General features: G+C 70.6%; 26 protein-coding genes. 11 read left to right on the top strand and 15 right to left on the bottom strand.

Going from position 1 to position 25,930, the window contains the following annotated elements; genetic code table 11:
* Positions 1-92: 92 nt before the first annotated feature.
* Genes ABD733_RS15585 through ABD733_RS15575 form a run of 3 tightly spaced genes read right to left on the bottom strand, consistent with a single transcriptional unit; the run spans position 93 to position 2,991 of the window.
* Positions 93-950, bottom strand: coding sequence for an ABC transporter permease (locus tag ABD733_RS15585; RefSeq protein WP_344797854.1), 858 nt, complete (start codon positions 948-950; stop codon positions 93-95).
* Entirely contained in the window at positions 950-1,732 is a 783-nt protein-coding gene (locus tag ABD733_RS15580) for an ABC transporter ATP-binding protein (protein ID WP_344797852.1), read from the bottom strand. The genes ABD733_RS15585 and ABD733_RS15580 overlap by 1 nt, the downstream gene beginning before the upstream one ends.
* Positions 1,733-1,740: 8 nt before the next feature.
* Complete coding sequence (locus ABD733_RS15575; protein WP_344797850.1) at positions 1,741-2,991, bottom strand: amidohydrolase family protein; 1,251 nt, start codon at positions 2,989-2,991, stop codon at positions 1,741-1,743.
* Between the two features lie 123 nt (positions 2,992-3,114).
* Between ABD733_RS15575 and ABD733_RS15570 the strand changes: the two genes are divergently transcribed.
* Positions 3,115-3,777, top strand: coding sequence for a helix-turn-helix domain-containing protein (locus tag ABD733_RS15570; protein ID WP_344797848.1), 663 nt, complete (start codon positions 3,115-3,117; stop codon positions 3,775-3,777).
* Positions 3,774-4,754 (top strand): PDR/VanB family oxidoreductase, encoded by a 981-nt coding sequence (locus tag ABD733_RS15565; protein WP_344797846.1) that lies wholly within the window; start codon positions 3,774-3,776, stop codon positions 4,752-4,754. The genes ABD733_RS15570 and ABD733_RS15565 overlap by 4 nt, the downstream gene beginning before the upstream one ends.
* A 103-nt stretch (positions 4,755-4,857) precedes the next feature.
* On the opposite strand, the gene ABD733_RS15560 is transcribed toward ABD733_RS15565, so the two are convergent.
* Entirely contained in the window at positions 4,858-6,213 is a 1,356-nt protein-coding gene (locus ABD733_RS15560; protein ID WP_344797844.1) for an amidohydrolase family protein, read from the bottom strand.
* Positions 6,214-6,306: 93 nt separating this feature from the next.
* Between ABD733_RS15560 and ABD733_RS15555 the strand changes: the two genes are divergently transcribed.
* The gene (locus tag ABD733_RS15555) at positions 6,307-7,371 is read left to right on the top strand and encodes an XdhC family protein (protein WP_344797842.1); all 1,065 of its coding nucleotides are present in this window, start codon (positions 6,307-6,309) and stop codon (positions 7,369-7,371) included.
* 87 nt (positions 7,372-7,458) lie between these two features.
* On the opposite strand, the gene ABD733_RS15550 is transcribed toward ABD733_RS15555, so the two are convergent.
* From ABD733_RS15550 to ABD733_RS15530, 5 genes are all read right to left on the bottom strand, one after another.
* Positions 7,459-10,254 carry a molybdopterin-dependent oxidoreductase gene (locus tag ABD733_RS15550; RefSeq protein ID WP_344797840.1) on the bottom strand — a complete coding sequence of 932 codons (2,796 nt, stop codon included), beginning with the start codon at positions 10,252-10,254 and terminating at the stop codon, positions 7,459-7,461.
* Positions 10,251-11,084 carry an FAD binding domain-containing protein gene (locus ABD733_RS15545; RefSeq protein WP_344797838.1) on the bottom strand — a complete coding sequence of 278 codons (834 nt, stop codon included), beginning with the start codon at positions 11,082-11,084 and terminating at the stop codon, positions 10,251-10,253. The genes ABD733_RS15550 and ABD733_RS15545 overlap by 4 nt, the downstream gene beginning before the upstream one ends.
* A gap of 66 nt (positions 11,085-11,150) precedes the next feature.
* The gene (locus tag ABD733_RS15540) at positions 11,151-11,810 is read right to left on the bottom strand and encodes a hypothetical protein (RefSeq protein WP_344797836.1); all 660 of its coding nucleotides are present in this window, start codon (positions 11,808-11,810) and stop codon (positions 11,151-11,153) included.
* Positions 11,811-11,878: 68 nt separating this feature from the next.
* Positions 11,879-12,766 carry an ATP-binding cassette domain-containing protein gene (locus ABD733_RS15535; RefSeq protein WP_344797834.1) on the bottom strand — a complete coding sequence of 296 codons (888 nt, stop codon included), beginning with the start codon at positions 12,764-12,766 and terminating at the stop codon, positions 11,879-11,881.
* Positions 12,767-12,929: 163 nt separating this feature from the next.
* Complete coding sequence (locus tag ABD733_RS15530; protein WP_344797832.1) at positions 12,930-13,055, bottom strand: hypothetical protein; 126 nt, start codon at positions 13,053-13,055, stop codon at positions 12,930-12,932.
* Between the two features lie 447 nt (positions 13,056-13,502).
* Between ABD733_RS15530 and ABD733_RS15525 the strand changes: the two genes are divergently transcribed.
* Together ABD733_RS15525 and ABD733_RS15520 are read left to right on the top strand one after the other, a co-directional pair.
* Positions 13,503-13,931: a hypothetical protein gene (locus ABD733_RS15525; RefSeq protein WP_344797830.1), complete on the top strand. Its 429-nt coding sequence runs from the start codon at positions 13,503-13,505 to the stop codon at positions 13,929-13,931.
* Entirely contained in the window at positions 13,928-14,443 is a 516-nt protein-coding gene (locus ABD733_RS15520; RefSeq protein WP_344797828.1) for a peroxiredoxin, read from the top strand. The genes ABD733_RS15525 and ABD733_RS15520 overlap by 4 nt, the downstream gene beginning before the upstream one ends.
* A gap of 66 nt (positions 14,444-14,509) precedes the next feature.
* Here ABD733_RS15520 and ABD733_RS15515 read toward each other — a convergent pair whose 3' ends face one another.
* Together ABD733_RS15515 and ABD733_RS15510 are read right to left on the bottom strand one after the other, a co-directional pair.
* On the bottom strand, positions 14,510-15,478 hold the full coding sequence (locus tag ABD733_RS15515; protein WP_344797826.1) for an aldo/keto reductase: 969 nt from the start codon (positions 15,476-15,478) through the stop codon (positions 14,510-14,512).
* Positions 15,479-15,515: 37 nt separating this feature from the next.
* Positions 15,516-17,516: a beta-galactosidase gene (locus ABD733_RS15510; protein ID WP_344797824.1), complete on the bottom strand. Its 2,001-nt coding sequence runs from the start codon at positions 17,514-17,516 to the stop codon at positions 15,516-15,518.
* 193 nt (positions 17,517-17,709) lie between these two features.
* On the opposite strand from ABD733_RS15510, the gene ABD733_RS15505 reads away from it, so the two are divergent.
* The 4 genes from ABD733_RS15505 to ABD733_RS15490 all read left to right on the top strand — a co-directional run bounded on the left by ABD733_RS15505 (position 17,710) and on the right by ABD733_RS15490 (position 22,078).
* Positions 17,710-19,050, top strand: a complete 1,341-nt coding sequence (locus ABD733_RS15505) for an ABC transporter substrate-binding protein (protein WP_344797822.1) — start codon at positions 17,710-17,712, stop codon at positions 19,048-19,050.
* 205 nt (positions 19,051-19,255) lie between these two features.
* A complete protein-coding gene (locus tag ABD733_RS15500) occupies positions 19,256-20,122 on the top strand; it encodes a carbohydrate ABC transporter permease (RefSeq protein WP_344798024.1) in 867 nt (288 codons plus the stop codon).
* The gene (locus ABD733_RS15495; protein ID WP_344797820.1) at positions 20,122-21,027 is read left to right on the top strand and encodes a carbohydrate ABC transporter permease; all 906 of its coding nucleotides are present in this window, start codon (positions 20,122-20,124) and stop codon (positions 21,025-21,027) included. The genes ABD733_RS15500 and ABD733_RS15495 overlap by 1 nt, the downstream gene beginning before the upstream one ends.
* A gap of 40 nt (positions 21,028-21,067) precedes the next feature.
* Positions 21,068-22,078 (top strand): LacI family DNA-binding transcriptional regulator, encoded by a 1,011-nt coding sequence (locus ABD733_RS15490; RefSeq protein WP_344797818.1) that lies wholly within the window; start codon positions 21,068-21,070, stop codon positions 22,076-22,078.
* On the opposite strand, the gene ABD733_RS15485 is transcribed toward ABD733_RS15490, so the two are convergent.
* Positions 22,075-22,677 (bottom strand): nucleotidyltransferase family protein, encoded by a 603-nt coding sequence (locus ABD733_RS15485; protein ID WP_344797816.1) that lies wholly within the window; start codon positions 22,675-22,677, stop codon positions 22,075-22,077. The genes ABD733_RS15490 and ABD733_RS15485 overlap by 4 nt on opposite strands.
* A 19-nt stretch (positions 22,678-22,696) precedes the next feature.
* Here ABD733_RS15485 and uraD point away from each other — a divergent pair, with 19 nt between their 5' ends.
* Positions 22,697-23,173 (top strand): 2-oxo-4-hydroxy-4-carboxy-5-ureidoimidazoline decarboxylase, encoded by a 477-nt coding sequence (gene uraD / locus ABD733_RS15480; RefSeq protein ID WP_344797814.1) that lies wholly within the window; start codon positions 22,697-22,699, stop codon positions 23,171-23,173.
* Positions 23,170-23,493 (top strand): hydroxyisourate hydrolase, encoded by a 324-nt coding sequence (gene uraH, locus ABD733_RS15475; RefSeq protein ID WP_344797812.1) that lies wholly within the window; start codon positions 23,170-23,172, stop codon positions 23,491-23,493. Before uraD ends, uraH begins: the two co-directional genes overlap by 4 nt.
* Positions 23,494-23,927: 434 nt before the next feature.
* On the opposite strand, the gene ABD733_RS15470 is transcribed toward uraH, so the two are convergent.
* The 3 genes from ABD733_RS15470 to ABD733_RS15460 form a co-directional block, all read right to left on the bottom strand.
* Positions 23,928-24,452 (bottom strand): nucleoside deaminase, encoded by a 525-nt coding sequence (locus ABD733_RS15470; RefSeq protein ID WP_344797810.1) that lies wholly within the window; start codon positions 24,450-24,452, stop codon positions 23,928-23,930.
* Positions 24,449-25,342, bottom strand: a complete 894-nt coding sequence (gene pucL, locus ABD733_RS15465; protein WP_344797808.1) for a factor-independent urate hydroxylase — start codon at positions 25,340-25,342, stop codon at positions 24,449-24,451. Before pucL ends, ABD733_RS15470 begins: the two co-directional genes overlap by 4 nt.
* 167 nt (positions 25,343-25,509) lie before the next feature.
* Positions 25,510-25,914, bottom strand: coding sequence for a DUF3060 domain-containing protein (locus ABD733_RS15460; RefSeq protein ID WP_344797806.1), 405 nt, complete (start codon positions 25,912-25,914; stop codon positions 25,510-25,512).
* Positions 25,915-25,930 lie beyond the last annotated feature (16 nt).

Here is a 25,930-nt window from a genome sequence, read left to right as displayed (position 1 = left end):
TTCTCCTTGGGGATGGGGGAAGGAATGCAGTGCTGTGCAGTGCTGTGCAGTGCTGTGGTGCGGGAGGGACGGTCTCGGGGGTGCGCCGGAACTCAGTTCTGGTCGTACCACTTGCCGATCGCGAGTCGGCGGAGGATGTTGAAGAGGACGAAGACGAGGACGCCCAGGATCGACGCGGTGAAGATCGCCGCGTACATCTCGGCCCCGTTGAGGCGCTGGTTCTCGACGGAGATGAGCACGCCCAGGCCGCCGTTGCCGCGCTGGAAGAACTGGTCGGCGACGACCGCGCCGATGACCGCGAGGCCGGCGGCGTTCCGGAGGCCGACGAAGATCGACGGCAGCGCGGCCGGGAACCGCAGCTTCATCAGCAGCGTGAAGCGGCCGGCGCCCTGCAGCTGGAACAGCTCGCGCTGGCCCTTGTCGATCGACTGCAGCCCGAAGAGGGTCGACGCGATCATCGGGAACAGGCAGAACAGCACCGTCACGATCACGCGCGACTTGAACTCGTACCCGAAGAGCGAGCCGATCAGGGGCACGAGCGCCAGGATCGGGATGCACAGCAGCACCACCGCGTAGGGGAAGAGCGCGCTCTCCAGCCACTTCGCCTGCGCCATGATGACGGCCCAGAGCATCCCGATCACGACGGCGATGACGAGTCCGACGACGGCGACGAGCAGCGTGTTGCCGAGCGCCTGCAGGAGCTGCGTCTGGAACGCGGGCTCGTCGAAGGCGGCCTTCAGGATCAGGTGCGGGTACGGCACCAGGAACGGCAGCTGCTTGACCTTGTCGTAGTAGAACGCGGCGACGTAGAAGAGGCCGACGAGCACGAAGAAGACGACGATCGGCAGGCCGATGTTCATGGCGCGCGAGTTCGAGGAGCGGCGGCGGCGCTGCGAGATCCCGGCGGCGCCCTGGCCGGTGGTGGTCGTGCCGGCGGTGTCGAAGGCCATCAGTGGTGCCCCTCTCGGAGCGCGTGGGAGACTTCGCCGACGAGTTTCGCGAACTCCGCCTCGAAGCGGATCTCGGGGCTCCGCGGCATCGGGAACGGCACGTCGAACGTCTCGACGATGGAGCCGGGGCGACCCGACATGACGATGACCCGGGTCGAGAGGTAGACCGCCTCCGACACCGAGTGCGTGATGAAGAGGCCGGCGAACTGCTTCTCGACGAAGAGGCGCAGGAGTTCGTCGTTGAGACGCTCGCGGGTGATCTCGTCGAGGGCGCCGAACGGCTCGTCGAACAGGAACAGCTCCGGCTCGAGCGTGAGCGACCTCGCCAGCGACGCGCGCATCTTCATGCCGCCCGACAGCTGCTTGGGCAGGTTCTTCTCGAAGCCGGACAGGCCGACCAGGTCGATCGCCTCCTGGGCCGCGCGCTTCCGCTCGGCGGGCGAGCGGCCGTTCAGCTCGGCGAGCAGCTCGACGTTGGCCTCGACGCTCCGCCAGGGCAGGAGGGTCGCGTCCTGGAACACGTAGCCGATGCGGTCGGTCTTGATGTCGGTGGTGCCCTGCGACGCGTGCTCGAGACCGGACGCGATCCTGAGCAGGGTCGACTTGCCGCAGCCCGAGGGGCCGACGACGGTGACGAACTCGCCGCGGTCGACGGTGAGGTCGACGTCGTGGAGGGCGACCGTGCCGTTGGGGAACCTCATCTCGACCCCGCGGAAGTCGAGCAGGGTGTCACCCGGCGACGAGGTCGTCGAGGCCGGAGAGGCGGGTGCGGTCGTGGTCATGGAGGACATCACCTGGTTTCGGTCAGGGTCGGCAGGAGGGCGGGGTCGGCGACCTCGGACACGGTGCGGCTCCGGGCGACGAGTCGCCCGGCGTGGATGACGAGGCGGTCTGCCGGGGCGTTGGCGGTGACGTCCGCGAGGCTGGTGCCGCGGATCGCCAGGAGCTCGGCCTTCGCGCCGACGATCACGCCGGCGACGGGCAGCGCCATGACGTCGCGCGCCCCCGTCGACACGGCGGCGTACGCCTCGTCGATGGTGAGGTGCCCGGCGGTGACGAGGAGCATGGCCGTCTCGAGCGCGTCGCTCCGGCCGAGGGGGTTGAAGGGGTCGCGGACGTTGTCGGCTCCCGCGGCGAAGCGGGCGCCGGCGTCGAGCAGGGCGCGCGCTGCGGTCAGGCCGCGCGGCGTCGAGACCGGGTGCTCCCAGCCCTGCAGGTAGAGGTTCGTGATCGGGTTGGCGATCATGCCGATGTCGGCGGCCTTCGCTGCCGCGATGAGCTCGTCGCGGGCGCTCTCGTCCAGCGTGCCGAGGCGGACGCAGTGGCCGGCGCTCACGGGCACGGTCCAGTCGGTGACGGTGGCGGCGAACTCGCCGAGCGTGACGGCGCCGGCGAGGCTCTCGTCGGTGTGCAGGTCGACGCCGACGCCGCGGCGGGCCGCGATCGCGAGGAGGCGCTGGAGGTCGGCGCTCGGGTCCGGCGCCAGGTGCGGCGACCCGCCGACCAGGTCGACGCCCAGGTCGATCGCGGCCTCGATGTCGGCGTCGGGGACGTCCGGGCCGGCGAGGGCGACGAGCTCGAGGTCGACGAGGCCCCGGAGCTCCTCGCGCACCTCGACGAGAGCGCGGGCACCGCGGAGGGGCTCGTCGCCGAGCAGGATGTCGACGTGCGTGCGGATCGAGGTCGTGCCCTGCTGCAGCATGCGGAGCGCCTGCGTCCGGGCCCTCGTCCGGATGTCCTCGACCGACATGGTGCGGGCGTACTCGCGCCACGACGCGATCGCGAGGCCGAGGTCGCCCATCGGCGGCCGGATCGCGTCCCACGACAGTGCCTTGTCGAGGTGCCCGTGCGGCTCCGCGGGTGCCGTGAGGAGGAGGTGGCCGGCGAGATCGAGCGTCTCGGCGGGCTCCGCCGTGATGCCGAGGGATCCTGCGGGCCCCACGGCCACGACCGTGTCGCCCTCGATCGCGACGTCGACGACGGAGCCGTCGGGGAGGGTCGCACCGAGCAGGAGTACGAGGCTCTGGGGGAGGGAAGTCACGACCTGGATCTCTCGATCGGGAGCGGGGAGCCTGAAGCGGCCCGGCGCGCGAAATGTTGATGGGTTCAACATGATTGAATCTACGGAGCTTGCGTTTCCGACATGTGACGCGGTCGTTTCGACGTGTTAATTGCGGGGGGCCGCAGGCGGGCGACGTGGTACACAATCACAGTCCCTTTCGATCAGGAGGACCCCGTCACATCGCTCGAGACCGCGATCGACCAGCAGGCGCTGTCGGTCGGTCGCCGCATCCGCGCGCTGCGCCGCGCTCGTGGGCTGACGCTCGTGCAGCTCGCCGGCGAAGCGCAGCTGTCGCACCCGTTCCTGTCACAGCTGGAGCGCGGACTCGCGAGGCCGAGCATGGTCTCGCTCGAGCGGATCGCCCGCGCGCTCGGCTCGTCGCAGGTCGAGCTCCTGGCGCCCACCGACGGTTCTGGAGCCTCCCGCGCGCGGCCCGGAATCGAGATCGTGCGCGCCTCCGACGGGCCGAGGGGCCCGTACGGCCAGGCCGAGGGGCGCCTCCTGGTGAACGGCGATCGACCGTTCCACCCCATGATCCTGGTCGGCACCAGCGCCGACCCCGGCGACTACTTCACCCACGCCGAAGACGAGTTCCTGCACGTGCTCGACGGGACCGCCGTCGTCGACCTCGGCGACGGGGAGCACCGGCACCTCGGCGTCGGCGACTCGGTCTACTTCGTCGGCGGCACCCCGCACCGGTGGTGGGCCGCCGACGACGACGGCTACCGAGTCTTCGTCGTCAAAGAGAAGCCGGAGACGACATGAGCGCCGCCCACGCCGAGGCCGCCGGCCTCCACGAGACCCAGTTCGACGTGCGCGTCGTCTCGCGGACCCCCGGCGCCGAGGGCGTCGTGCTGATCGAGCTCGGCCCGATCGGCGACCGCCCCCTGCCCGGATGGAGCGCAGGATCGCACATCGACGTCGTCCTGCCCGACGCCGAGATCCGGCAGTACTCGCTGTCCGGCCCGCCCCAGCCCGGGTCGAGCGAGACCTGGCGGATCGGCGTGCTCCGCGAGCCGTCGGGACGCGGCGGCTCGGTCTGGCTGCACGACGAGCTCCGCGAGGGCGACGTCCTGACGGTCGCCGGGCCCCGCAACCACTTCGAGTTCGAGCCTGTGCACGGCACCTCCTACGTACTCGTCGCCGGCGGTATCGGCATCACGCCCATCTCGTCGATGGCGGCCGCGGCCGTCCGCGCGGGCGTCCCGTTCGAGGTGCACTACGCGGGCCGTTCGCGGCGGTCGATGGCGCTGCTCGACGAGGTCTCGGCGCTCGCCGGCGCGCTGTCGGTCTACGCGGCCGACGAGGGGGCCCGGCTCGACCTCGACGGGCTCTTCGCCGGCATGAAGCCGTTCACGACGACCTACTGCTGCGGGCCCGCGAAGCTGATCGAGGCCATCGAGGCCGCCGCGTCCGGGCGCCAGCTGGTCGTCGAGCGCTTCGAGCCGAAGGCCGTCGGGGCGCCCGTCCTGCAGGCGCCGTTCGAGGTCGAGCTCGCCGCGACCGGCGTCACGGTCACCGTGCCGCCCGACCGGAGCATCCTGGAGGTCGCCGAGGAGGCCGGGGCGCTCGTGCTGTCGAGCTGCCGCGAGGGCACCTGCGGCACCTGCGAGACCGTCGTGCTCGAGGGCGAGGTCGACCACCGCGACTCGATCCTGACGCCCGACGAGCAGGCCGCGAACGACGTGATGTACGTGTGCGTGTCGCGGGCGGCGTGCCCGCGGCTGGTGCTCGACCTGTAGGCGCGGGGGCTCCGGCGGGTCGCGTCGGCAGCGGCGCCAGTCCGCGGACTGGTGCCTGCGCCGATAGGCGGCGCCGATGGCCCGCTGCCGCCCGGGTCTCGCGCTACCGCCCGACCCGCGCCCGCGCCGCCGCCACCAGCTCGCGCTCGTCGGCGGCGACCAGCTCGTAGTCGCGCACGACGACCTGCCCGGCCACGACGACGTGCTTCGGCCGCCGCCCGGGCGCAGCCCAGAGGAGCCCGGCCACGGGGTCGGCGACTCCGGCGTCGGCCACCCCCGACACGTCCCAGACGCACAGGTCGCCCGCCGCCCCCGGCCGCAGGTGCCCGAGCTCGTCGCGTCCGAGTCCCGTCGCTCCACCCCTCGTGCTCATGCCCAGGATCGCGCGCGCCGACACCGGCGGACCGACCAGCGGCGCCACCTGCATCGCCAGCCGGGCGTCGGCGAGCAGGTGCCCAGCGTCGTTCGAGCCGCCGCCCGAGGTGCCCAGCCCGACCGTGATGCCGGCCGCGCGGAGGGCAGCGATCGGCGAGATGCCCCAGCCCATCGGCAGGTCGCAGCCGGGGGCGTGCGTCGCCGTCACTCCTGCGGCGGCCAGCCGGTCGATCTCGTCAGGGGTGACGTCGCACAGGTGCGCGATCGTCACGTCGGGGGCGAGCCAGCCCCACTCCTCGAGCAGGTCGAGGGGCCGCTTCCCGTAGCGCTCGAGAGCGATCGCGGTGTCGACCTGCTCGTTGGCCTGCGTCCGGCGGCGGAGGCCGTGCCGCGCGGCGACCTCCCCGAGCAGCTCGAACGTCTCGCGGCTGTCGCTGTGGACGCCGGCCGGGCCGACGGCGACCTGCAGCATCCCGTCGGCGCTGACTCCGCCCGGTGCTCTCGGGACGAGCGCCTGCACGATGGCCTCGGCCGACTCGGCGGCGTCCTCGGGCGCGTCACGGGCCGAGCCGCGCACAAAGACCAGCCGGCCTCCGAGCCGGGAGGCCGCGGCGGCGGTCGCCTCGGCGATGGCCGTGCGGTCGGCGACCGAGGCGTCGGCCGGCCAGTTCAGCTGGTGGTCGGCGACCGTCGTCACGCCGCAGAGGAGGCCCTCGGCGATGCCGACCGCGGCCGATGCGGCCAAGAGGGAGGCGTCGATCCTGGCTTCGCCGTACGCCCTGGCCATGGTCGGCAGCCACTCGGCCATCGGCACGCCGCGGGTCCCGGGCAGGGTGCGGAACACGCTCTGCAGCAGGTGGTGATGGGCGTTGACGAGGCCCGGCGTGACGATGCAGCCGGTGGCGTCGAGGGTCTCGAGGGTCTCGAGGGTCTCGAGGGGCTCGCGGGTCTCGGGGCTGTCGAGGAGCTCGCGGCCGCCGGTGCCCGACGCGACCACGCGCCCGCCGTCGACGACCACCGCCCCGCCGTCGATCTCGGTGGTCTCGTCGACGAGGAGGCGCGCGGCGCCGGTGATCTGGAGCATCCTGCAATCGTGTCAGTCGCGTGTGACGGGCGTGTGTCGCGCCGGTCGCCGCCCCGTAACACCGGTGTCATCCGGGCGTGCGACCCTAGGAGCATGTTCGAGATCGCCGACCGCCTGCTCGCCGCGCTCGACGCGGGCGCGGTCCTGGCGGTCGCGACGGCCGTGTCGATCGAGGGCAGCGCCCCGCGCACCGTCGGCACCTCGATGGCCTACGACGGCTCGGTCGTACTCGGCTCGATCGCCGGCGGCTGCGTCGAGGCTGCCGTGGTCGGGGTCGCCGAGGAGGTCCTCGCTGACGGCGTCGCCCGCACGGTCGAGTACGGCGTCGACGACGAGACCGCGTTCTCGGTGGGGCTCACCTGCGGCGGGCAGCTGCGCATTCGAGTCGAGCGGGTCGACTCGTCGCACCCCGTCGTCGCGCAGCTCCGCGAGGCTGCCGCCGGTCGCGCGGCCGGCGCCGCGATCGCGCTCGGGCCCGTCCGCCCCGAGTGGGAACCCCGCATCGAAGCCGAGCGTCTCGCCCGAGTCGGTCTCGGCGAGTCGGCCCTCGGCACCGTCGACTGCGGCGGCTCGCTCGTCGACGTCTTCTTCGAGGTGAAGGGCACCCGGCCCCACTTCGTGATCATCGGCGCGATGGAGTTCTCCACCGCCCTCGCCGCCGCCGCGCAGGTGCTCGGTTACCGCGTCACCGTGACCGACCCGCGGGAGCTCTTCACCACGGCCGAGCGCTTCCCCGGCGCCTCCGTCGTGGTCGGCTGGCCGCAGCGGATCCTGCCGAACCTCGACCTCGACCAGCGGAGCGTCTTCTGCGTCCTGTCGCACGACGCCCGCTTCGACGCGGTCGCACTCGACCTGGCCCTCGCGTCGCCGGCGTTCTACGTCGGTGCGATGGGCTCGAGGCGGACCCACGAGCGCAGGATCGCGTCCCTCCGCGAACGCGGCGTCCCCGCGGCCTCGATCGCCAGGCTCCACTCGCCGATCGGCCTCGACCTCGGCGCCTCCACGCCCGAAGAGACCGCGGTCTCGATCCTGGCCGAGGTGCTCGCTTCGCGCTCCGCTGCCACGGCCGTGCCGCTCGCCGCGATGTCTGGGCCCGTGCATCGGCGTGCTGTGGCTGCGCCTGCTGCGCCTGCTGCGCCCGCTGTGCCTCGGGCCTGAGGCGCGTGGGCGGGCTCGAGCAGCAGTGGGCGGGCCCCCGGAGCCCCGCCGACCTGCCGACCCGCCGCCAGCCCGCCCCCCGCAGTCCTACCCGCGCGCCATCCGCCACACCCGGTCCCGCGACATCGGCAGCTCGTGCGGCCGCACCCCGAGCGCGTCGCGCACCGCGTTCGCGAGCGCGGGCGCCACGGGGTTGTACGGCGCCTCGCTCATGCTCTTGGCGCCGAGGGGCCCGAGGTCGTCGTGCGTCGACGCGAACAGCACCTCGGTGACCGGCAGGTCGGAGAACTTCGGCAGGCGGTAGTTCCGGAAAGCCGCCGTCGTCACGCCGCCCTCGCCGTCGAGCATGACCTCCTCGTAGAGCGCCGTGCCGATGGCCTGCGCCGTGCCGCCCTCGATCTGGCCGCGCAGCTGCTCCGGGTTGAGCACGGTTCCGGCGTCGGCGGCCTGGATGGAGCGCAGGATCCGCACCTCCCCGGTCTCGCGATCGACCGCGACCGAGAAGGCGTGCACATTGAACGCCACCGACCGCGGTGTGCCGTCGTGGCTGCCGTCGGCCTCGAGCGGTCCGTGCGCCAGGAGTTCGGCCGCGGTCACCAGCCGGCCGTCTCCCCACGTGCCCGAGGGCACCAGCACCCCGTCGGGAGTGAGCGTGCCCACGGCGATGGCGGTCGACGAGGGGACCGCAGGATCCTGCGCCTCGTCACCCGCGCCGGTCACGATCGCGCTCGCTCGCGCCAGCATCGCGGCCTTGAGCTTGAGCGCCGCCGCGTGCAGGGCCTTGCCCGCCACCACGACCCCGGCCGACCCGAAGGCTCCGGTGTCGTAGCGCGCGACGTCGGTGTCGGACTGCCGGATGACCACGCGGTCGGTGGTCGTGCCGAGCGCGGTGGCGGTGAGCTGCGCGTGGACGGTGGTCGTGCCGTTGCCGAACTCCGCCGTGCCGACGCTGATCGTGTAGTCGCCGGAGGTTCCGAGCGAGACGGTGGTGTCGGCGAAGTGGCCCCGGGGCGGCATCGTGGCGATCATCGCGAGCGCCATGCCGGTGCCGAAGGTCCACGAGTCGCCGGTGGGCACCTCGGTCGGACCGGTCAGCGACCCGGAGTCGGCGGGCGGCGGCCCCTCGAGCGCCTGCTCGACGAGGTCGAGGCACTGGTCGAGTCCGTAGCTGCCGAACAGGAGGTCGCTCTCCTCGTCGGGGTCGACGACGGTCATGTGGTCGCCGGGCACGACGACGTTGCGGCGCCGCAGTTCAAACGGCGTGATCCCGAGCTTCCGGGCGAGCTCGTCCATCGCCGACTCGACGGCGAAGATGACCTGTCCGAGCCCGTAGCCGCGGAACGCGCCCGACGGCGGGTTGTTCGTGTAGACCGACTCGGCGTCGACCCGCTTGTTCGGCGCACGGTAGACCGAGATCGACTCGTGCACGCTGTGGAACATGACGCCGATCCCGTGGTTGCCGTAGGCGCCGGTGTCCATCAGCTCGTCGACCGCGATGGCGGTGAGGAGGCCGTCGGCGGTGGCGCCGAGCTTCACGCCGACGCGCATCGGGTGGCGGAGCGGCGCGATGACGAACTCGTCCTCGCGCGCGTACTCGTACTGGACCGACGCGCCGGTCCGCAGCACGGCGAGCGTGACGAGGTCCTCGGTGAGGAGCTCCTGCTTGCCCCCGAACCCGCCGCCGACCCGCGCGGCGTAGACGCGCACCCGGTCTTCGGGCAGACCGAACACGTGGCAGATCTCGTGGCGCACGAGGTACGGCACCTGCGTGCTGGTCCGCAGGACCAGCCGCCCGTCGTCGTCGATCCAGCCGCGCGTCGCGTGCGTCTCGAGCGCGGCGTGCGAGATGCGCTGCGTCTGCCAGGCGCCCTCGACGGTGACGGCGGCCTCGGCCAGGGCCGCGTCGACGTCCCCCATCTCGCCGTGCATCTGCGCGACCACGTTGCGCGACGGGTCGGAGATCCGCGACGCGGGGCCCTTCTCCGCGTGCAGCCGCGGCACGTCGTCGGCGGTCGACCGGGCGAGGTCGGGGTCGAAGACGGCAGGCAGGATCTCGTACTCCACGCGGATGAGGTCGAGCGCGAGCTGGGCCGTGCGCACGCTGTCGGCGACGACCGCGGCCACCCGCTGGCCGCGGAACCGTAGCACCGGATCGAGCACCAGCGTGTCGTCGGGGTCGTCCTCGCGGTTCTCGTGGCGCCCGGTCGAGAACAGGGTCGCGGGCGATTCGCGGTGGGTGAAGACGCACTCGACGCCGGGCAGGGCCTCGGCCTCGGAGGTGTCGATGGCCGTGATCCTGGCGTGCGCGTGCGGGCTCTTCAGCACGGCGAGGTGCAGCAGCCTCGTCGGCGACCGGAAGTCGAGGGTGTACTCCTCGCGGCCGGTCACGACGCGCATCCCGGCCGGGGCCTTCACGGAGCGGCCCGCGGCATCCCCGGCCTCGGCGGTCACCGTGTTGCTGACGCCCTGGATCGCGTCGCGGATGGCGCGGTAGCCGGTGCAGCGGCAGAGATTGCCCTTGAGTGCGCGCGGCAGGTCGGCGAGCTCCTCGTCGCCGAAGGTGGAGGCGGTGACGACCATTCCCGCCGTGCAGAAGCCGCACTGCAGGCCGGCCGCGTCGACGAAGCCCTGCTGCAGGGGGTGCGGCGCTTCGGGGGTGCCGAGCCCGGCGACGGTGGTGACGCGCTTGCCGTCGAGGCGGTGCGCCGGATAGATGCAGGAGTGGACGGCATCGCCGTCGACCAGCACCGAGCAGGCCCCGCAGTCGCCCGCGTCGCAGCCCTTCTTCACCTCGAAGTGGTCGTTCTGGCGCAGGATCGTCCGCAGCACCTGACCCGGAGCAGCCTCCGCCTCGACCTGCTCGCCGTTGATCTCGAACCTCATCGTGCCTCCTCCGGGTCGCTGAGCTCTGAGTCGCTGAGCTCGCGCAGGATCTCGCCCGCGAACAGCGTCGAGACGTGCTCCCGCCAGTCCGGGGTCCCGTGTGGATCGTCGTACCAGTCGTCGATCGCGCCGATCGCGTCGCGCAGCTCGGCCTCGGTGGGCAGGGCGTCGAAGCGCAGGACGGAGGGGCGCTGCGTCGCGGCCGTGACGGTCAGCGTGAAGGCGCCGTCGCGGGCGAGGCGGCCGATGACCAGGCTGGCCGACCTGCCGAGGTTCGAGAGCGAGATCCTGCGGAAGGCCACCCGCGAGCGGAGCGATGCCAGCGGGATCTCGAACGCGCGCAGGATCTCGCCCTCGGTCAGCCGGGTGGTGCGCACCCCGCTGACCAGCTCGGACACGAGCATCCTGCGCTCTGCGTCGCCCGGACCCCAGATGACCGCGGTCGCGTCGAGGGCTGCCAGGAGCGAGGTCATCGCACCGGCCGGGAGTGCGGTAGCGACGTTGCCGCCGACGGTGGCGACGGCCCAGATCTTGTAGCTGGCGAGCAGCGAGTCGGCGCAGAGGCGGAAGAGGCGGTGCGCTGTCCAGTCGGGCTCAGGATCGACGCGGGTCAGATCGCGGATCGTGCACGTCGCGGCGACGACGAGGTGCTCGAGGGTGCGGGTGGTCGACGGCCAGCCGAGCGCGGTCAGGTCGACGAGCCCGGTGAGACCCGGCTGCGGCTCGGAGAACAGCCAGGTGCCGCCGCCCAGGGGCTCGACGCCGCCGCCCACCAGGATGTCGTCGCGGGTGCGGGCCACCCGGATCTCGTTCACGCCGATCAGGTCCATATGGAGGACGAGTCAACCGCATCTCTGTTACCGCCGTGTTGCGACTCTCTCGACGGCGTGCTTCGTCTACTTGACCTCGCGTCTCAGCTGGCGGATCCAGCCGGCGACCAGGGGTGCGAGGGTCCAGAGGAGGAAGGACGTAAGAGCGGGTCCTGACCCGACCTGCAGGGAATTCTCGGGCGACCAGATCCACGTCGGCTCGGTGAGCCATTGACTGAAGGCGAGACTCGACACCCATTGGGCAACCTCTGGATATCTGAGGCCGAAAGCGAGGTCATAGGAGATCGGCACGAGAACCGTGACGGCAATCGCGAGAGGCGTGTTCAGGAGGAGATAGCCCATCGCGACTCCGGTCAGAGATGATGCGATGGCCAGGGCGGTGAGAGACCACAGAGTCGAGCCGATCCCCGTCCAGTCGGTGTGCCAGGGAGCCTCCCGAGCGCGGATCAGGAACACGCATCCGCTGACGAGGCTGATGGTGCCTGTCGTCGCGAGGACTGTCGCCAGGGTCGCCAGGATTCGAGCGGCGAGGACTCGGCTCCGGCGCGGCACCAATGCGAATGTCGTCACGGAAGCCCGCTGAGTCCAATCGCTGGTAGCAGCGAGGACGGCCACTATCGGCAGAACGAGAGGCAATGGGAGAAGCGCTGAGCCGACGAATTGCGCGAGGGTCGGACTGTTGGACGAGGTCAGGAGCGCGCAGCCGGTCGAGAGCACGGCGATCACGAAGAGGAGCCATCTCGCCGATCGAGTGTCGAGGCACTTGCGGAATTCCACGAGGACGAACCGCGCGTTCATAAGCGTTCCGATCCGACGTGAGCGAGGAGATCGTCACTGGACAGTGCCGCGTGTTCACCCCGGGTCGATTCCAAGAACCGGCGCTCGAGTGTCGATGCTTTTTCGACACTGAGGTGGGAGAGCGCGAGGTGGTTATCCTGGGCGAGACGACCGATCCGAAGGGGATCCGCTTGAATGCGCAGGGGTGACTCGCCCTCGGAAGACAAAATACTGATCGACGATGAGGCCAGATAGCGACGGAGGGCATCATCGTCTTCACTTGCGGCGAGGGTCACAGGGAATGTCTCGCTGCTCATCAAGACATGCTCCTCAAGCAGGACGCCGCGATCGATGACGAGGATCTGGTCGGCAACCGCTTCGATCTCAGAGAGCTGATGGCTGGATACCAGAACCGTTCCGCCCTGCTCGGCGAAGCGACGGAGGAAGATTCGAAGCCACGTGATGCCTTCAGGATCAAGCCCATTGGCGGGCTCATCGAGAAGGAGGAAGTGAGGCGACCCGAGAACGGCGACCGCCAATCCGAGACGCTGGCGCATACCGAGAGAGAGGTTTCCGACTCGCTTGCGAAGCACCGTCCCGAGACCGACCGCATTCACACACGACGTCGTGCGCTTCCGGGACACTCCGAGGACGAGTGCCGCAAGACGGACCGTCTCCCAGACGGTCCGACCGACATGCTGAGCAGAGGCATCCAGCAGCACCCCCACCTGACGTCCCGGGTTCTGAAGCTCGCGGAATTCGACACCGCCGAAGGTCGCACGGCCCGCGGTGCGGGCGGAATGATCGATCATCATGCGGAGGGTCGTCGACTTGCCGGATCCATTCGGACCGAGAAATCCTGTGATGGATCCTGGTGGGCACTCGAATGAGACGTCGTCGACCACGCGGCGCCGACCATAGGCCTTCGTCAGGCCGCTCACTGAGATGGTTCCTGCCGGGGCGGGGTCCGACGCGGCCTCGGCTCGATGCGGGTCAGAAGAGTTAATCATTGGCTTTCCCATAATCTTCAGGATGATGCGGGGTCGATCGGGGCGACCCCACGGCGACTCAGAAACCGAGGGCTCCCTTAATGTGCTCCCAGATCACGTCGGTCGCCAGACCGCTGATGATGCTCTTCACCCATCCGGGGATCGACTTCACCCAGGACACGAACTTGGCCAAGGTGGCTTTCACTGCAGGCAGCATCTTCGCGAAGAGGCCGGGGACCGTCTTGACCGCGGCGATGAACGCTCGCGCCGCGGCCGCGAAAATGGGGTTCCGTGCTTCTGGGACGGCCGTCGAAGAGGAGGCCGGCGCGGTCGATGGCGGAATCGTCGATGAAGTTGTGAGTTCTCGTTCTCCAGTCGTCTGAGGCACGGTTAGCCCGGAGGAGGTGACCGCTTATGCCGATGGTTGGCTCGCCATCGCAGGAGTGGCGCCGAACCCCGCGCCCAGGGCGACGAGGAGAGTGGCGGCTGTCAGAGTGAAACGCTTTTTCATGGCTTCCTAGCTGTGACGGAGCCTGCATTCGCCGCGATTCATTCGCTCGACGAGAACGCGTCGTCGCGTTCGGCCCCGAGTGAGTGTTGCATTAACATGTCGCATGGAGCAAACTCGAGGCTCGTCTACGGAAAGAGGACTATGGCGGACATTTACCGCGACCTCGCGCGAGAACTGAGGGGCCAGCGCCTCGGTGAGAGCGAGATCGTCGACGTACTGACGCGTGTGTCGGCACTCGCTCACGAGCGAGGCGAGGGGGTCGGCGACATCGTCGGCGATCCTGCATCCTTCGCGAAAGCGACTCCACGCGGGCGAGCGACTCCACCTGGTGTCCGCTTCATCTCCGTCATCACAGTTGTAGCGGCCGTCATCGTCGTCGGGGCCTCGATCGCCAGATATCTCGTCGGCGTCTCGCCGCACCTCGTCGGAACATGGCCCTGGGCAGTGGCGCTCGGGCTCCTCGTCGTCGGGTTGGTGGGCGGGTTCACGCTCGACAGCCGCCTCCCGCGCGGTTTCGTGCCCGGGCGTGATCGTGGCGAGCTCGACGAGAGCACGAAGGCGCTTCCATGACCAGGCGTGAGGATCTCATCGGCAAGCGGCTGCTCGGAGTCGAGTTGCCTTCGACGTCCGGCGGGGCCCTCGACCTCGGATCGGATGATGGATCCCAAAGGATCGTGTTCGTCTACCCCAGGACCGGCGATCCTGCACACCCAGACTCGACGGCATGGGCGGCGATTCCCGGTGCGAGGGGTTGCACCGCGGAGGCGTGCTCCTTCCGAGATCTCCGAGACGAGTTCGCTGCCCTCGGATGGGACGTGGCGGGATGTTCCGCGCAGACGACGGCCTACCAGGTCGAGGCCGCGGCCCGTCTGCACCTGCCGTATCCGCTCCTCAGCGACACCGGCTTGATTCTCTGCGATGCACTGGGACTCGCCACATTCGAGTTCGATGACTTGATCCTCTACCGCCGCGTGACGCTCCTGATCGTCAGCGGCGTCGTCGTCGACCTGCTCGTCGCCGACGACGACCCGTCGCACCACGTCACAGAAGTCCTTCGGTTGGTCCAGGTCGAGCGTCACTGACCGCCGCCGCCAGCAGCCCCGACAGGCCCCGCCGCGGTGACCGCACGAGACGACCACAGCCCACCCTCACGCGTCGAGCGCGATCCCCTCCGGCACGACGTCCTCGATCGCGGCCCACAGGTCGTCCGGGATCACGAGCTGCGCGTCGTCGATCGCCGACTCCAGCCGCGGCAGGCTCGAGACGCCGACCACGGTCGAGTGGATCCGCGGCTCGCGCAGGCTGAACTGCAGCGCGGCCGCGGCGAGAGGCACACCGTACTCGTCGCAGAGCAGGCGCACGGCCTCGAAAGCCTCCGCTGCCTCGGGCGTGATCGGCCGGTAGCCGTAGGTGCCGGCGAAGCGCGGGTCGCCGGTGAGGATCCCGGCTCCGTACGGCGCGGCGTTCGTGATGCCGAGACCGCGCGAAGTCGCCGCATCGAAGAGGTCGGAGGCCGACCGGTCGAGGATCGTGTACCGGTTGTGCGTGATCAGCGCGTCGAACAAATCGGTCTCGACGAACTGCTGCAGCATGCCGACCGGTCCGCCCGAGATGCCGATCGAGGCGGCGAGCCCCTGCTCCTTCATCGCGACAAGCGCCGAGACGGGTCCGTCGTCGGCCATGGCCGCGTCGAAGCCGATGCTGTCGGGGTCGTGCAGGTGCAGGATCTGCAGCCGGTCGAGTCCCAGCCGCTCGAGCGTCTCCTCGAGCGATCGCCACATCCTGTCGGCACTGAAGTCGCCCGTCGCCACGTCGCGGTCGAGTTTGGTCTGGAGCACGAGCCCGCCCGACAGCTCCCCGTCGACGACGGCCCCGGCGCCAGCCACACCCCGCCCGATCAGGAGCTCGCTGCGGGCCCCGCCGTACTCGTTCGACGTGTCGAGGAAGTTCAGCCCGATCGATCCGGACGCCCAGCTCGAGGCGATCTCCGCGATCCTGGCGTCGCCCTGCTCCTCGGTCTCGCCGGAGCGCGTGCGCCCCCACGACGAGGTCCCGATGCAGAGCGGCGACACCTCGTACCCGGTGCGTCCGAAGGTCCTGGTCGGCAGTGACGTCATTCTTCCTCCATGGTCTCGACCCAGTGTGGCCCGGCTGCTAGTCGAGGGCGCGCAGGATCACGGCGTCGCCCGCCGCGAGGGTCTCCCCGGTGGGGAGGGCGGCCGCGTGGTCGGTGTGGTTGATCCACGTCGTGAAGGTGACGCCGTCGCCGCGCCGCTCGACCCGCTCGACTCCAGCGAGCGACGCATCGCCGGCCACGACGCCCGCGTCGGCGTAGGCGCCGGCGAGCACCGATGCGAGGGCGTCGGCCGTGAAGTCGGTGGAGAGGTACCAGGCGGCTCCGCGACCGAAGGCGTGCCGGGTGACCGCCGGTGATCCTGCGACCGGTCCCGTCTCGTACGTGTCGACGGCCTCGGCCCCCTCGAGGAGGAGGGCGTCGGTCCAGCGCGTTCCCGACGCCCCGGACGCCAGGCGCACCGCCGTGTCGGCCGGCAGCGGGCCGAACTCGTCGATGGAGATCCCGAGCACGCGGCTGAGGGCGCCGGGCACGGCACCCGGGAACACCGTGTCGTGCTCGTCCACCACGCCGGTGAAGTACGACGCGACGAAGGTGCCGCCGCCCTCGACGTAGCGCTCGACGTTCGCCGACGACTCGGCCGACATCAGGTAGAGGCTCGGCGCGAGCACGAGGTCGTACCCCGACAGGTCGGAGGCGGGGTGCGCGAAGTCGACGGTGACCCCGTCGTTCCAGAGGCGCGTGTAGAACGTCTCGATCTGGCGGCGGTGACCCAGCTCGACCGACGGACGCCACTCGAGATCCTGCGCCCAGAACGACTCCCAGTCCCACAGGATCGCGACGCGGGCCGTCACGCGGCTGCCGCGCGCCTCGCGGAGACCGCCGAGCTCGCCGCCGAGGGCCGACACCTCGCGGAAGACCCGCGAGGTCGGACCGGAGTGCGGCAGCATCGCCGAGTGGAACTTCTCGGCCCCGTAGCGGGAGGCCCGCCACTGGAAGAACAGGATCCCGTCGGCCCCGCGAGCGAAGTGCTGGAGGCTGTTGCGGCGGAGCTCGCCCGGCAGCTTCGGCAGGTTGCGCGGCTGCCAGTTGACGGCCGACGTGGAGTGCTCCATCAGGATCCACGGGCGTCCGCCCGCGAGCGACCGGGTGAGGTCGGCGTCGAGGGCGAGCAGGATGTGGTTGTCCGTGCGTTCGGCGACGAGGTAGTGGTCGTTCGAGACGATGTCGACCTCGCGGGCCCAGGTCCAGTAGTCGACCGAGGGGCAGTTCGTCGCCATGAAGTTGGTCGTGACCGGGATGCCCGGGGAGAGTCGGTGCAGGATGTCGCGCTCCCGCCGGAAGCAGGTCAGCAGCGCGTGGTTGGTGAACCGGGCGAAGTCGAGCCGCTGCGCCGGGTTGACGACGGTGGCGGCGGTGCGGGGCGCGTCGATCTCGCTCCAGGCGCCGTAGCGCTGACCCCAGAAGGTCGTGCCCCAGGCGGCGTTCACCTGGTCGAGGTCGCCGTAGCGGTCTTCCAGCCAGACCCGGAACGCCGCGACGGACGCCTCGTCGTAGCTCTCCGAGACGGGGGCGCCGTACTCGTTGTGCACGTGCCACAGCTTCACCGCGGGGTGGGATCCGTAGCGCTCGCCGAGGGCGGTGACGATGCGCGTCACGGCGGCGGCGTAGGCGGGCGACGACGGGCTCGCCATGCCGCGCGAGCCGAAGCCGAGCGGCACGCCGTCGCGGGTGACGGGGCGGGCTTCCGGGTGGGCCGCCCAGAACCAGGCGGGCGGCGACGCGGTAGGAGTGCCGAGGTCGACGTCGATGCCGGCCCCGTGGAGGAGCTCGATCACCTCGTCGAGCCAGCCGAAGTCGAACTCGCCCTCGCGGGGCTCGAGGAGCACCCACGAGAAGATGCCGATGCTGACCAGGTTGACGCCGGCCTGCTTCATGAGGCGGATGTCGTCCTGCCAGACCTCGCGGGGCCACTGCTCGGGGTTGTAGTCGCCCCCGAAGGCGATCGTGCTGGTGCCGGGGATCCAGCCGGTCGGCGTCGCGGACCTCGGGGCGGTGCTCGGGGTGACGGTCGACGTCATGGGGTTCTCCTCGCTGAAAACTGTGTGCGGTTACAGACCTGTTACCGCTCTTAGTCCCGAGTATTGCGGCAAAAGAGTGACTTGACAACTCTGGTACACCGTGACGTACTGTAACCGCTAACAGTCACAAGCCCGGCATCGGGCGGTCACAGCAGCCGAGGCGAGGACGCCCGGCACTCAACGAGGAGGAACCATGCGCAGATCCATCCGCGCGGCGATCGGAGCGGGCGTGCTGGCCACGGCCCTCGCCCTGACAGGCTGCACCAGCGGCGGCGGCGGCGGCAGCAGCTCGAGCGGCGACGGCGGCGGGCTCGGCTCGGCCGCGAATCCCGTCAAGCTGACCTTCTGGGGCTGGGCACCGAACATGGACAAGGTCGTCGCCGAGTACAACGCGACGCACAAGAACATCCAGGTCACCTACGTCAAGACCGACGCGGGCGACCCGGCGGTCACGAAGCTCCTGACCGCGATCAAGGCAGGATCGGGCGCTCCCGACCTCATGCAGGCCGAGTACCAGAAGATCCCCACCCTCGTCTCGGCCGACGCTGTCGTCGACATCAAGAAGGACGTCGCGGCCTCGACCACGGCCAAGTTCTCGAAGGGCGTCCTGTCGTCGGTCACCCTCGGCTCAGATGCTCTCTACGGCATCCCGCAGGACTCGGGCCCGATGATGTTCTACTACCGCGAAGACATCTTCAAGAAGCTCGGCATCTCGGTGCCGACCACGTGGGCCGAGTACGCCGACGCGGCGAAGAAGATCCACGACGCCGACCCGACGAACTACCTCGGCACGTTCTCCTCCGCCGACGCGGGCGAGTTCGCCGGCCTCACGCAGCAGGCGGGCGCCTCCTGGTGGGGCTCGAAGGGCGACGCCTGGTCGGTCGACATCGACTCGAAGGCGGCCACGAAGGTCGCGTCGTACTGGGGTGGGCTCGTGCAGTCCGGCGTCATCGACAACGAGCCGCAGTACACGCCGGCCTGGAACAAGGGCCTCGCGGACGGCACGCAGGTCGGCTGGGTGAGCGCTGTCTGGGCGCCCGGCGTGCTCTCGGGCAACGCCCCCGGCACGGCAGGCAAGTGGCGCATGGCCCCGCTCCCGCAGTGGAGCGCCGGCGAGAACGCCACCGGCAACTGGGGCGGCTCGGCGATCGCCGTGACGTCGCAGTCGAAGCACGTCAAGGCGGCGGTGTCGTTCAACACCTGGCTCAACACCAGCAAGACCGCCGTGTCGATGCTCGTGAAGACCTCGGGCCTCTACCCGGCCGACACGGTCGAGTCGAAGGACGCGCTCGCGTCGGGCAGCTCGTTCTTCAGCAACCAGCCCGACTTCTACACGACGGCCGCGAAGGTCGCCAAGACGGTCAAGCCGTTCACCTACGGACCGAACGTCAACGTCGCCTACTCGGCGTTCAACGACCAGTTCGGCAAGGCCGCGCAGGCGAAGAGCCAGCAAGCGTTCGTCGACGCTCTGCAGCAGATGCAGAAGATCACAGTCTCCGACCTGAAGAGCAGCGGATTCACCGTCAAGAAGTAGCACCCCCAGCGGGGGCGGGCGACCAGCCCGCCCCCGCCACGGTCTCCGAAACGGAAGAGAACGAATCATGACCACGACTGTCTCGGCAGACGCCTCGAGCGAGGCCGCGCGCGGATCCGCGGGGGCTCGGGCGGCCCGGCGGGCCGACCCCTCCGGCGGCCCTGCACAACAGCGCCGACCGCGCTTCACGGCGACCCCCTACCTGATGCTCGCGCCCGCGGCGGTGCTCTTCGTCCTGTTCATGGCGGCACCCATCGTCTACACGCTGGTGCTCAGCCTGCAGAAGACGCAGGTCAGCGGCCTCGGCCTCGGGTCGGGATCGCGCAAGACGGTCTTCGCCGGCCTGTCGAACTACGCCGCAGCGCTCGGCGACCCCGACTTCGTGTCGAGCGTCGGCCGCGTGGGGCTCTACGGACTCATCGTCGTCCCCACCATGCTGATCCTGGCGCTCGTCTTCGCACTGCTGCTCGACTCGCGCCGCACGCGGCTCGTCGGCTTCTCGCGGGTGGTCATCTTCCTGCCCTACGCCGTGCCCGCCGTCATCTCGAGCCTCCTCTGGGGCTTCCTGTACCTCCCGAGCGTCAGCCCGTTCGTCGATCTGGCCACCTCGCTCGGCATCCCGGCCCCGAACCTCCTGTCGCCGAACAGCGTCATCTTCGCCATCGCGAACATCGCGCTCTGGGGCGGCGTCGGCTTCAACATGGTCGTGATGTACACGTCTCTCAAGGCGATCCCCTCCGACATCTACGAGGCGGCCCGGCTCGACGGCGCCGGCGAGATCCAGGTCGCGATCCGGATCAAGATCCCGATCATCCTGCCGTCGCTGATCATGACCGCGATCTTCTCGCTGATCGCGACCCTCCAGGTCTTCGCGGAGCCCACGACGCTCAAGCCGCTGACCAACTCGATCTCGAGCACCTACACCCCGCTGATGAAGGTCTATCGCGACGCCTTCACCCGCAACGACGTCTACTCGGCCTCGGCGACCAGCATCGTCATCGCCGTCGCCATCTTCGCGCTCTCCTTCTTCTTCCTCCGGGTGGTCCAGAAGCGCGCTTTCGAGGAGAACTGATGAGCATCACCGCCAAGTCCGCCGTCTCGGCCCGCCCCGCCCTGTCGAGGAACCGCTCCGGACGCTTCGCCGCGAACGACAAGGCGAGCGTCATCGCGACGCTCGTGCTCCTGGTCGGAGCCGCCTACTGCCTCCTGCCCCTCGCCTGGGTCGTGATGGCGTCGACGAAGTCGGGCGGCGCGCTGTTCACGACGAACACCTTCGTGCCGGCCGGCCAGCTCTGGAACAACATCGTCGAGCTGACGCAGTACCGGGGCGGCCTCTACTGGCGCTGGATGCTCAACACGGCCCTCTACGCCGGCGTCGGCGCCCTGCTCTCGGCCGTCGTCTCGGCGTTCGCCGGCTTCGCTCTGGCGAAGTACACCTTCAAGGGCAAGCAGGCGACCTTCATGGTGCTGCTGGCGGGTGTGCTCGTGCCGGGCGTCATCCTGGCGATCCCTCAGTACTTCCTGCTCGCGCAGATCGGCCTCACCAACACCTACTGGGCGGTGCTGCTCCCGCAGATCATCAGCCCCTACGGCATCTACCTCGCCCGCATCTACGCCGGCGCCTCGGTGCCGAACGAGATCATCGAGGCCGGCCGCACCGACGGGGCGAGCGACCTGCGCATCTTCGTCCAGCTCGCCGTGCCGATGATGGGCCCGGGGCTCGTGACGGTGTTCCTGTTCCAGTTCGTGGGCATCTGGAACAACTTCATGCTGCCGTACATCATGCTGGGCGACGACCGCCTCTACCCGATCACGGTCGGCCTCAACGGCCTGCTGAACCAGGGCTCGACCGTGCCGGCGCTGTACTCGCTGGTGATCACCGGCGCGCTGCTCTCGATCATCCCGCTGGTCGTCCTGTTCCTCGTGCTGCAGCGCTTCTGGAAGGTGGACCTCGGCGCCGGTGCCGTGAAGGCGTGATCCTGCCGCCCGGCGCGTGCCGGACACTAGGATTCGCAACGTGACCGACATCGCCCGCCGACCCACGATCCGCGACGTCGCGACGGTCGCCGGGGTGTCGAGCGGCACGGTCTCCCGGGTGCTCAACGGCAAGAACTGGGTCAGCCCCGAGTCGAAGGCCCGGGTCGACGCGGCCATCAAGAAGACCGGCTACCGCGTCAATGCCCACGCCAGGGGCCTGGCGATGAACCGGTCGAACACGATCGCGTTCCTCCTCACCGAGACGCAGAGCGTCCTTTTCGAGGACCCGAACTTCGGGGCCCTCGTGCGCGGGACCTCGGCCGAGCTCGCCAAGCGCGACATCTCGTTCGTGCTGATCATGGCGGGCGACGAGGCCGAGCGCACCCGTGCCATGAACTACATCACCGCCGGCCACGTCGACGGGGTGCTCCTCGCCTTCACGTCGGCCTCGGGCAACCCGCTGGTGAAGAGCCTGGTCGACGCGCGCGTGCCGATGGTCTCGGCCGGCCAGCCGCTCGGCTTCGAGGGCAGGCTCGGCTGCGTCGCCGCCGACGACCTCCACGGAGCCATCACCATGACGACCTACCTGCTCGACCGGGGCCGCGTCCGCGTCGCCACCATCGCGGGCCCCCGCGACACCCCGGGCGGCATCGCACGCCTCGAGGGCTACCGGCGCGTGCTCGGCGACCGCTTCGACCAGGGGCTCGTGCGGCACGGCGACTACACGCGCGAGAGCGGCGTCGTCGCCATGCGCGAGCTCCTCCAGGAGCACCCCGACATCGACGCCGTCTTCGCCGCGAACGACGCCATGGCCGCGGGCGCCATCGAGGTGCTGCAGGCCGCGGGCCGGCGGGTGCCCGACGACGTCGCGGTGGCCGGCTTCGACGACTCGGTCTTCGCTGCGACCACGACCCCGTCGATCACCACGATGCGGCAGCCGTTCGGCAGGATCAGCGCCGAGATGGTCCGCGTGCTCGTCGACATCATCGACGGGGCCGGGCCCTCGACGCTGATGCTGCCCACCGAGCTCGTGCAGCGGGAGTCGGCCTAGGCGGTATCGTCCGCGGGCGCCGCGCTGCTCGGAGTGCTGCCCGTCGGCACGTCGACGTCGAGTCCGTCCGCGAGGTCGCCGCACTCGACCTCCTCGGCCCCGTGCTCGACCAGGTAGCCTCGGGCGCCCCGATCACCCTCCAGCCCGGCCACGAGCTCCGCGAAGTGGTCGCGCCCGAGGAGCACGGGGTGCCCGGGCCGTCCCCCGAACACCGCCTGCCGCAGGATCCGCCCCGACACCTCCCGGCCGAGCACCCGCCGCGCCACCTCCACCGGCAGCCCCGGCAGGTCGACCAGCGTCACGAGTGCGGCCGCCGCCTCCGTCTGCGCGGCGGCAGCGAGGCCCGCGCGGAGGCTGGCCGACATCCCGAACTGCCAGTGGGCGGCGGTGACGATGCCGGCCTCCGGAGGCACGAGCGCGCGCGCCCGCTCGGCGTCGGCCCCGAGGACGACGGTGACCCCGTGGCATCCTGCGCTCGTCAGCATCGCGACGGCGAGCTCGATCCAGGGCGTGCCGGAGGCGTCACGCGCCAGCGCCTTCGGGCCGCCGAACCTCCGCCCCGCGCCCGCTGCCAGCACGATCCCGTGCGCATCCGCCATGGCTACAGTTGTACACACCATGATCGACGTCGCCGAGTCAGACCTCCGAGCCGCCCTCCACGTCGATCGGTGGGTTGCCGCGGTCGCCTCCGGGTCGCCCTACGCCGACTGGGAGTCGCTGCGGGCTCGCGCCTCCGACGAGGCCACTCCGCTCGCCCCCGCCGAGGTCGACGAGGCGATGGCGTCGCACCCGCGGATCGGCGAGCGTCCGACCGGCTCGAGCATCGCCGAGGGCTTCAGCCGCGCCGAGCAGCAGGCGCCCGACGTCGACGACCAGCACCTCGCCAAGGCCCTCGCCGAGGGCAACGCCACCTACGAGCAGCGCTACGGCCGCGTCTTCCTCATCCGCGCCGCGGGCCGCAGCCGCGCCGAGATCGTCGACGAGCTCGAGCGGCGGCTCAAGCTCGACGACGAGACCGAGCTCGGCATCGTCGGCGAGGAGCTCCGCGACATCGCCCTGCTGCGCCTCGAGAAGCTCTACGGCGGCGCCGCGTGAGCCACGTCACCACGCACGTCCTCGACTCGTCGGTCGGCCGCCCGGCCGCCGGAGTCGCTGTCGAGCTGCAGGATGCCACGGGCGTCACCCTCGCCACCGGCACCACCGACGCCGACGGCCGTGTCGCCGACCTCGGCCCCGACTCCCTCGCCCCCGCCGCGTACCGGCTGGTCTTCGCGACCGGCGAGTACTTCGCCGCGTCGGGCACCCCGGCCTTCTACCCGCGCGTCACCCTCGACTTCAGCGTCGCCGACGGTGCGCACTACCACGTGCCGCTGCTGCTGAGCCCGTTCGCGTACAGCACCTACCGCGGGAGCTAGCAGCCGCCGTGCTGCGGCTGTTGCTCGCGCGCGACCTCTGCCCTCGCAGCGGGGTGGGCGGGTGCTCGCATGCTTCGGCGGGCCCCCGGAGCCCCGCCCGTGCCTGCAAGCGCCCGCCGACACCGCGCCTCGTGTGCGGCACGGCGCCCCGCCGCGGGCCCTCGGCGAGTCGCTCCTGCGAGCGGCTCCGAGTGGGCGGGTGCTCGCAGGCTTCGGCGGGCCCCCGGAGCCCCGCCCACGCCTGCGAGCCCCCGCCGTCACCGCGCCTCGTGTGCGGCACGGCGCCCCGCCGCGGGCCCTCGGCGCGAGTCGCTCCTGCGAGCGGCTCGGAGTGGGCGGGCGCTCGCAGGTTTCGGCGGGCCCCCGGAGCCCCGCCCACGCCTGCGAGCACCCGCCGACGCCGCGCGCGAGCCGCAAGGCCAGCACGCGCAAGCTCAGTAGTCGGTCCGCGTGTCCTTCGCGAGCCACGCGTCGAACGGCGCCGGCGCGTTGTCGGGCCGCACGACGTCGATCGGCAGGGCCCAGGTGGAGCGGTCCCGAGCGAAGAGCTCGTAGAACTCCAGGTCGTCGAAGCCGCCGCGCGCGGCGTCGTGACGGTCGGCGGCGAACACGACCCGGTCGACGCGCGACCAGAGCGCCGCGGACAGGCAGAGCGGGCAGGGCTCGCACGACGTGTAGAGGACGCACCCGGCCAGCGAGAAGTCGCCGAGCACCTGGCAGGCGGCCCGGATCGCGACCACCTCGGCGTGCGCCGTCGGATCGAGGTCTCGGGTCACGCGGTTCTGCCCTTCGGCGACGACCTCGCCGTCGCGGACGATGAGCGCGCCGAACGGGCCGCCCCCGTCGGCCACGTTGGAGACCGCGAGTTCGATTGCTCGAGCGAGCCAGGCGTGATCCTGCGCCCCCGTGCCTGCCGCGTCGACCTCGACCCCGGCCTCGGGCCGGTCGCTCGCGCTCACGCGAGACCCGCCGAGAAGCGCCACGCGTCGTTGGCGGGCGGAGCGTCGTCGCGGAGGAGGGTCGCCTCGATCAGGCCGTAGGCGCGGTCGGCGGCCCAGAAGACCTCGCCGGCGTTCTCGACGCCGAAGCGCCCCAGGTCGAAGTCGAAGTGGTGCTTGTTGGGCGCCTTGAGGCGCACCTCGACGATGTCGGGGAACTCCTCCATCACGGCGGTGCCCATGTGCCAGAGCGTCTGCTGGAGCGCCAGCGACTGGAGGGTGGCGAACTCCCTCACCATCAGCGCCTTGATGCGCGGGTAGACGTCGTTCCAGTCGACGTCGACCGACGAGAAGCGCCACTTGGCGTCGAGGGCCGTGGCCATGACGCGGTCGTGGGTCTCGGGCAGGGTCGTGAAGTCGTCCTTCAGGAAGCCGGCGAACTCCGACCCCGTCGACTTGAGCAGCACGAGGTCTTTGAGGCCACCGACGACGTACTCGCCGGTCGCGTCGACGGTCACGGCCGCGGTGCGGACGTCCTGCCCCTTCCGGAGCCAGGTGTGGTCGTGCTCGGAGCCGTCGACGACCGCGCGCTCCCAGGCGAACTCCTCGATCTCGATCCTGGCGCCCGTCACGGGGTCGACGTCCCCGACGAAGTGGCGCGCCAGCTCGAGGCCGTACTCCTCGATGGAGTCGACGCCCTTCGACTTCGCGAAGGCGTAGGCCGTGTTCTTCTGGGTGTCGGTCGGCAGCACGTTCGACTGGTCGCCGGTGAGGTACGCCTGCTCGAACGGGCCGCGGAGGGCGGTCGTGACGTTGAGGTCGCGGATCTCGTGCCGGGGGCCGTCGCGGACGATGCGGACGATCCGCGACTCCGCCTTCCCGTACTGGTTGTCTCCGAGGATGATCGCCATGATGTTGATTCAATCAACAATTTGTGACCGTCTTGTTTCGTCGGCGTTCCGAGTGGGTGCGCCGACACGCAGTCCGGCCCGGCACACCTGTCGTGCAGCGTGTGTCGGGCCGGGACGCGTGTCGCGAGCGGCGGGAGCGCCGTCCACAGCGGCCGGAGCGCCTCGGCTCAGCGCTGGCCGATGGTGTTGCCGGAGCCGGAGTCGGTGACCTTCGGCTTCGCGGCGGCGCCGTAGAACACGACGTTGTCGGAGCCGGTGGCGGTGATCGCCGTGGCCGAGTCGATCGTGACGGTGTTCTTGCTGCCGGTGATGTCGACGGTCTTCGTGTCGGGCAGGCTGATGATCGCGCCGGTGGCCGTGACGGTGACGGTGTCGCACTCCGTCGTGATGTTGATCTTGGAGTGGGCGGTGCCGGTGACGGTCATCGCGCCGTCGACGCACTTCGGCGAGGCCGCGGTGCTGGACGAGGCCGACGGGGTGGAGCCGGCGGTGGAGCTGCTGCTGCTGCAGCCGGTGAGAGCGAGGCCGGCGGCGAGAGCGACGGCGGGGACGAGGAACAGGGTGGTGCGCACGGTGCTTCTTTCTGTG

Origin of the sequence: Frondihabitans peucedani (assembly GCF_039537585.1) — a bacterium.
GTDB classification, from domain to species: domain Bacteria; phylum Actinomycetota; class Actinomycetes; order Actinomycetales; family Microbacteriaceae; genus Frondihabitans; species Frondihabitans peucedani.
Note: the sequence above shows the minus strand (reverse complement) of the source record. Positions and strands in the feature narration are given on the sequence as shown.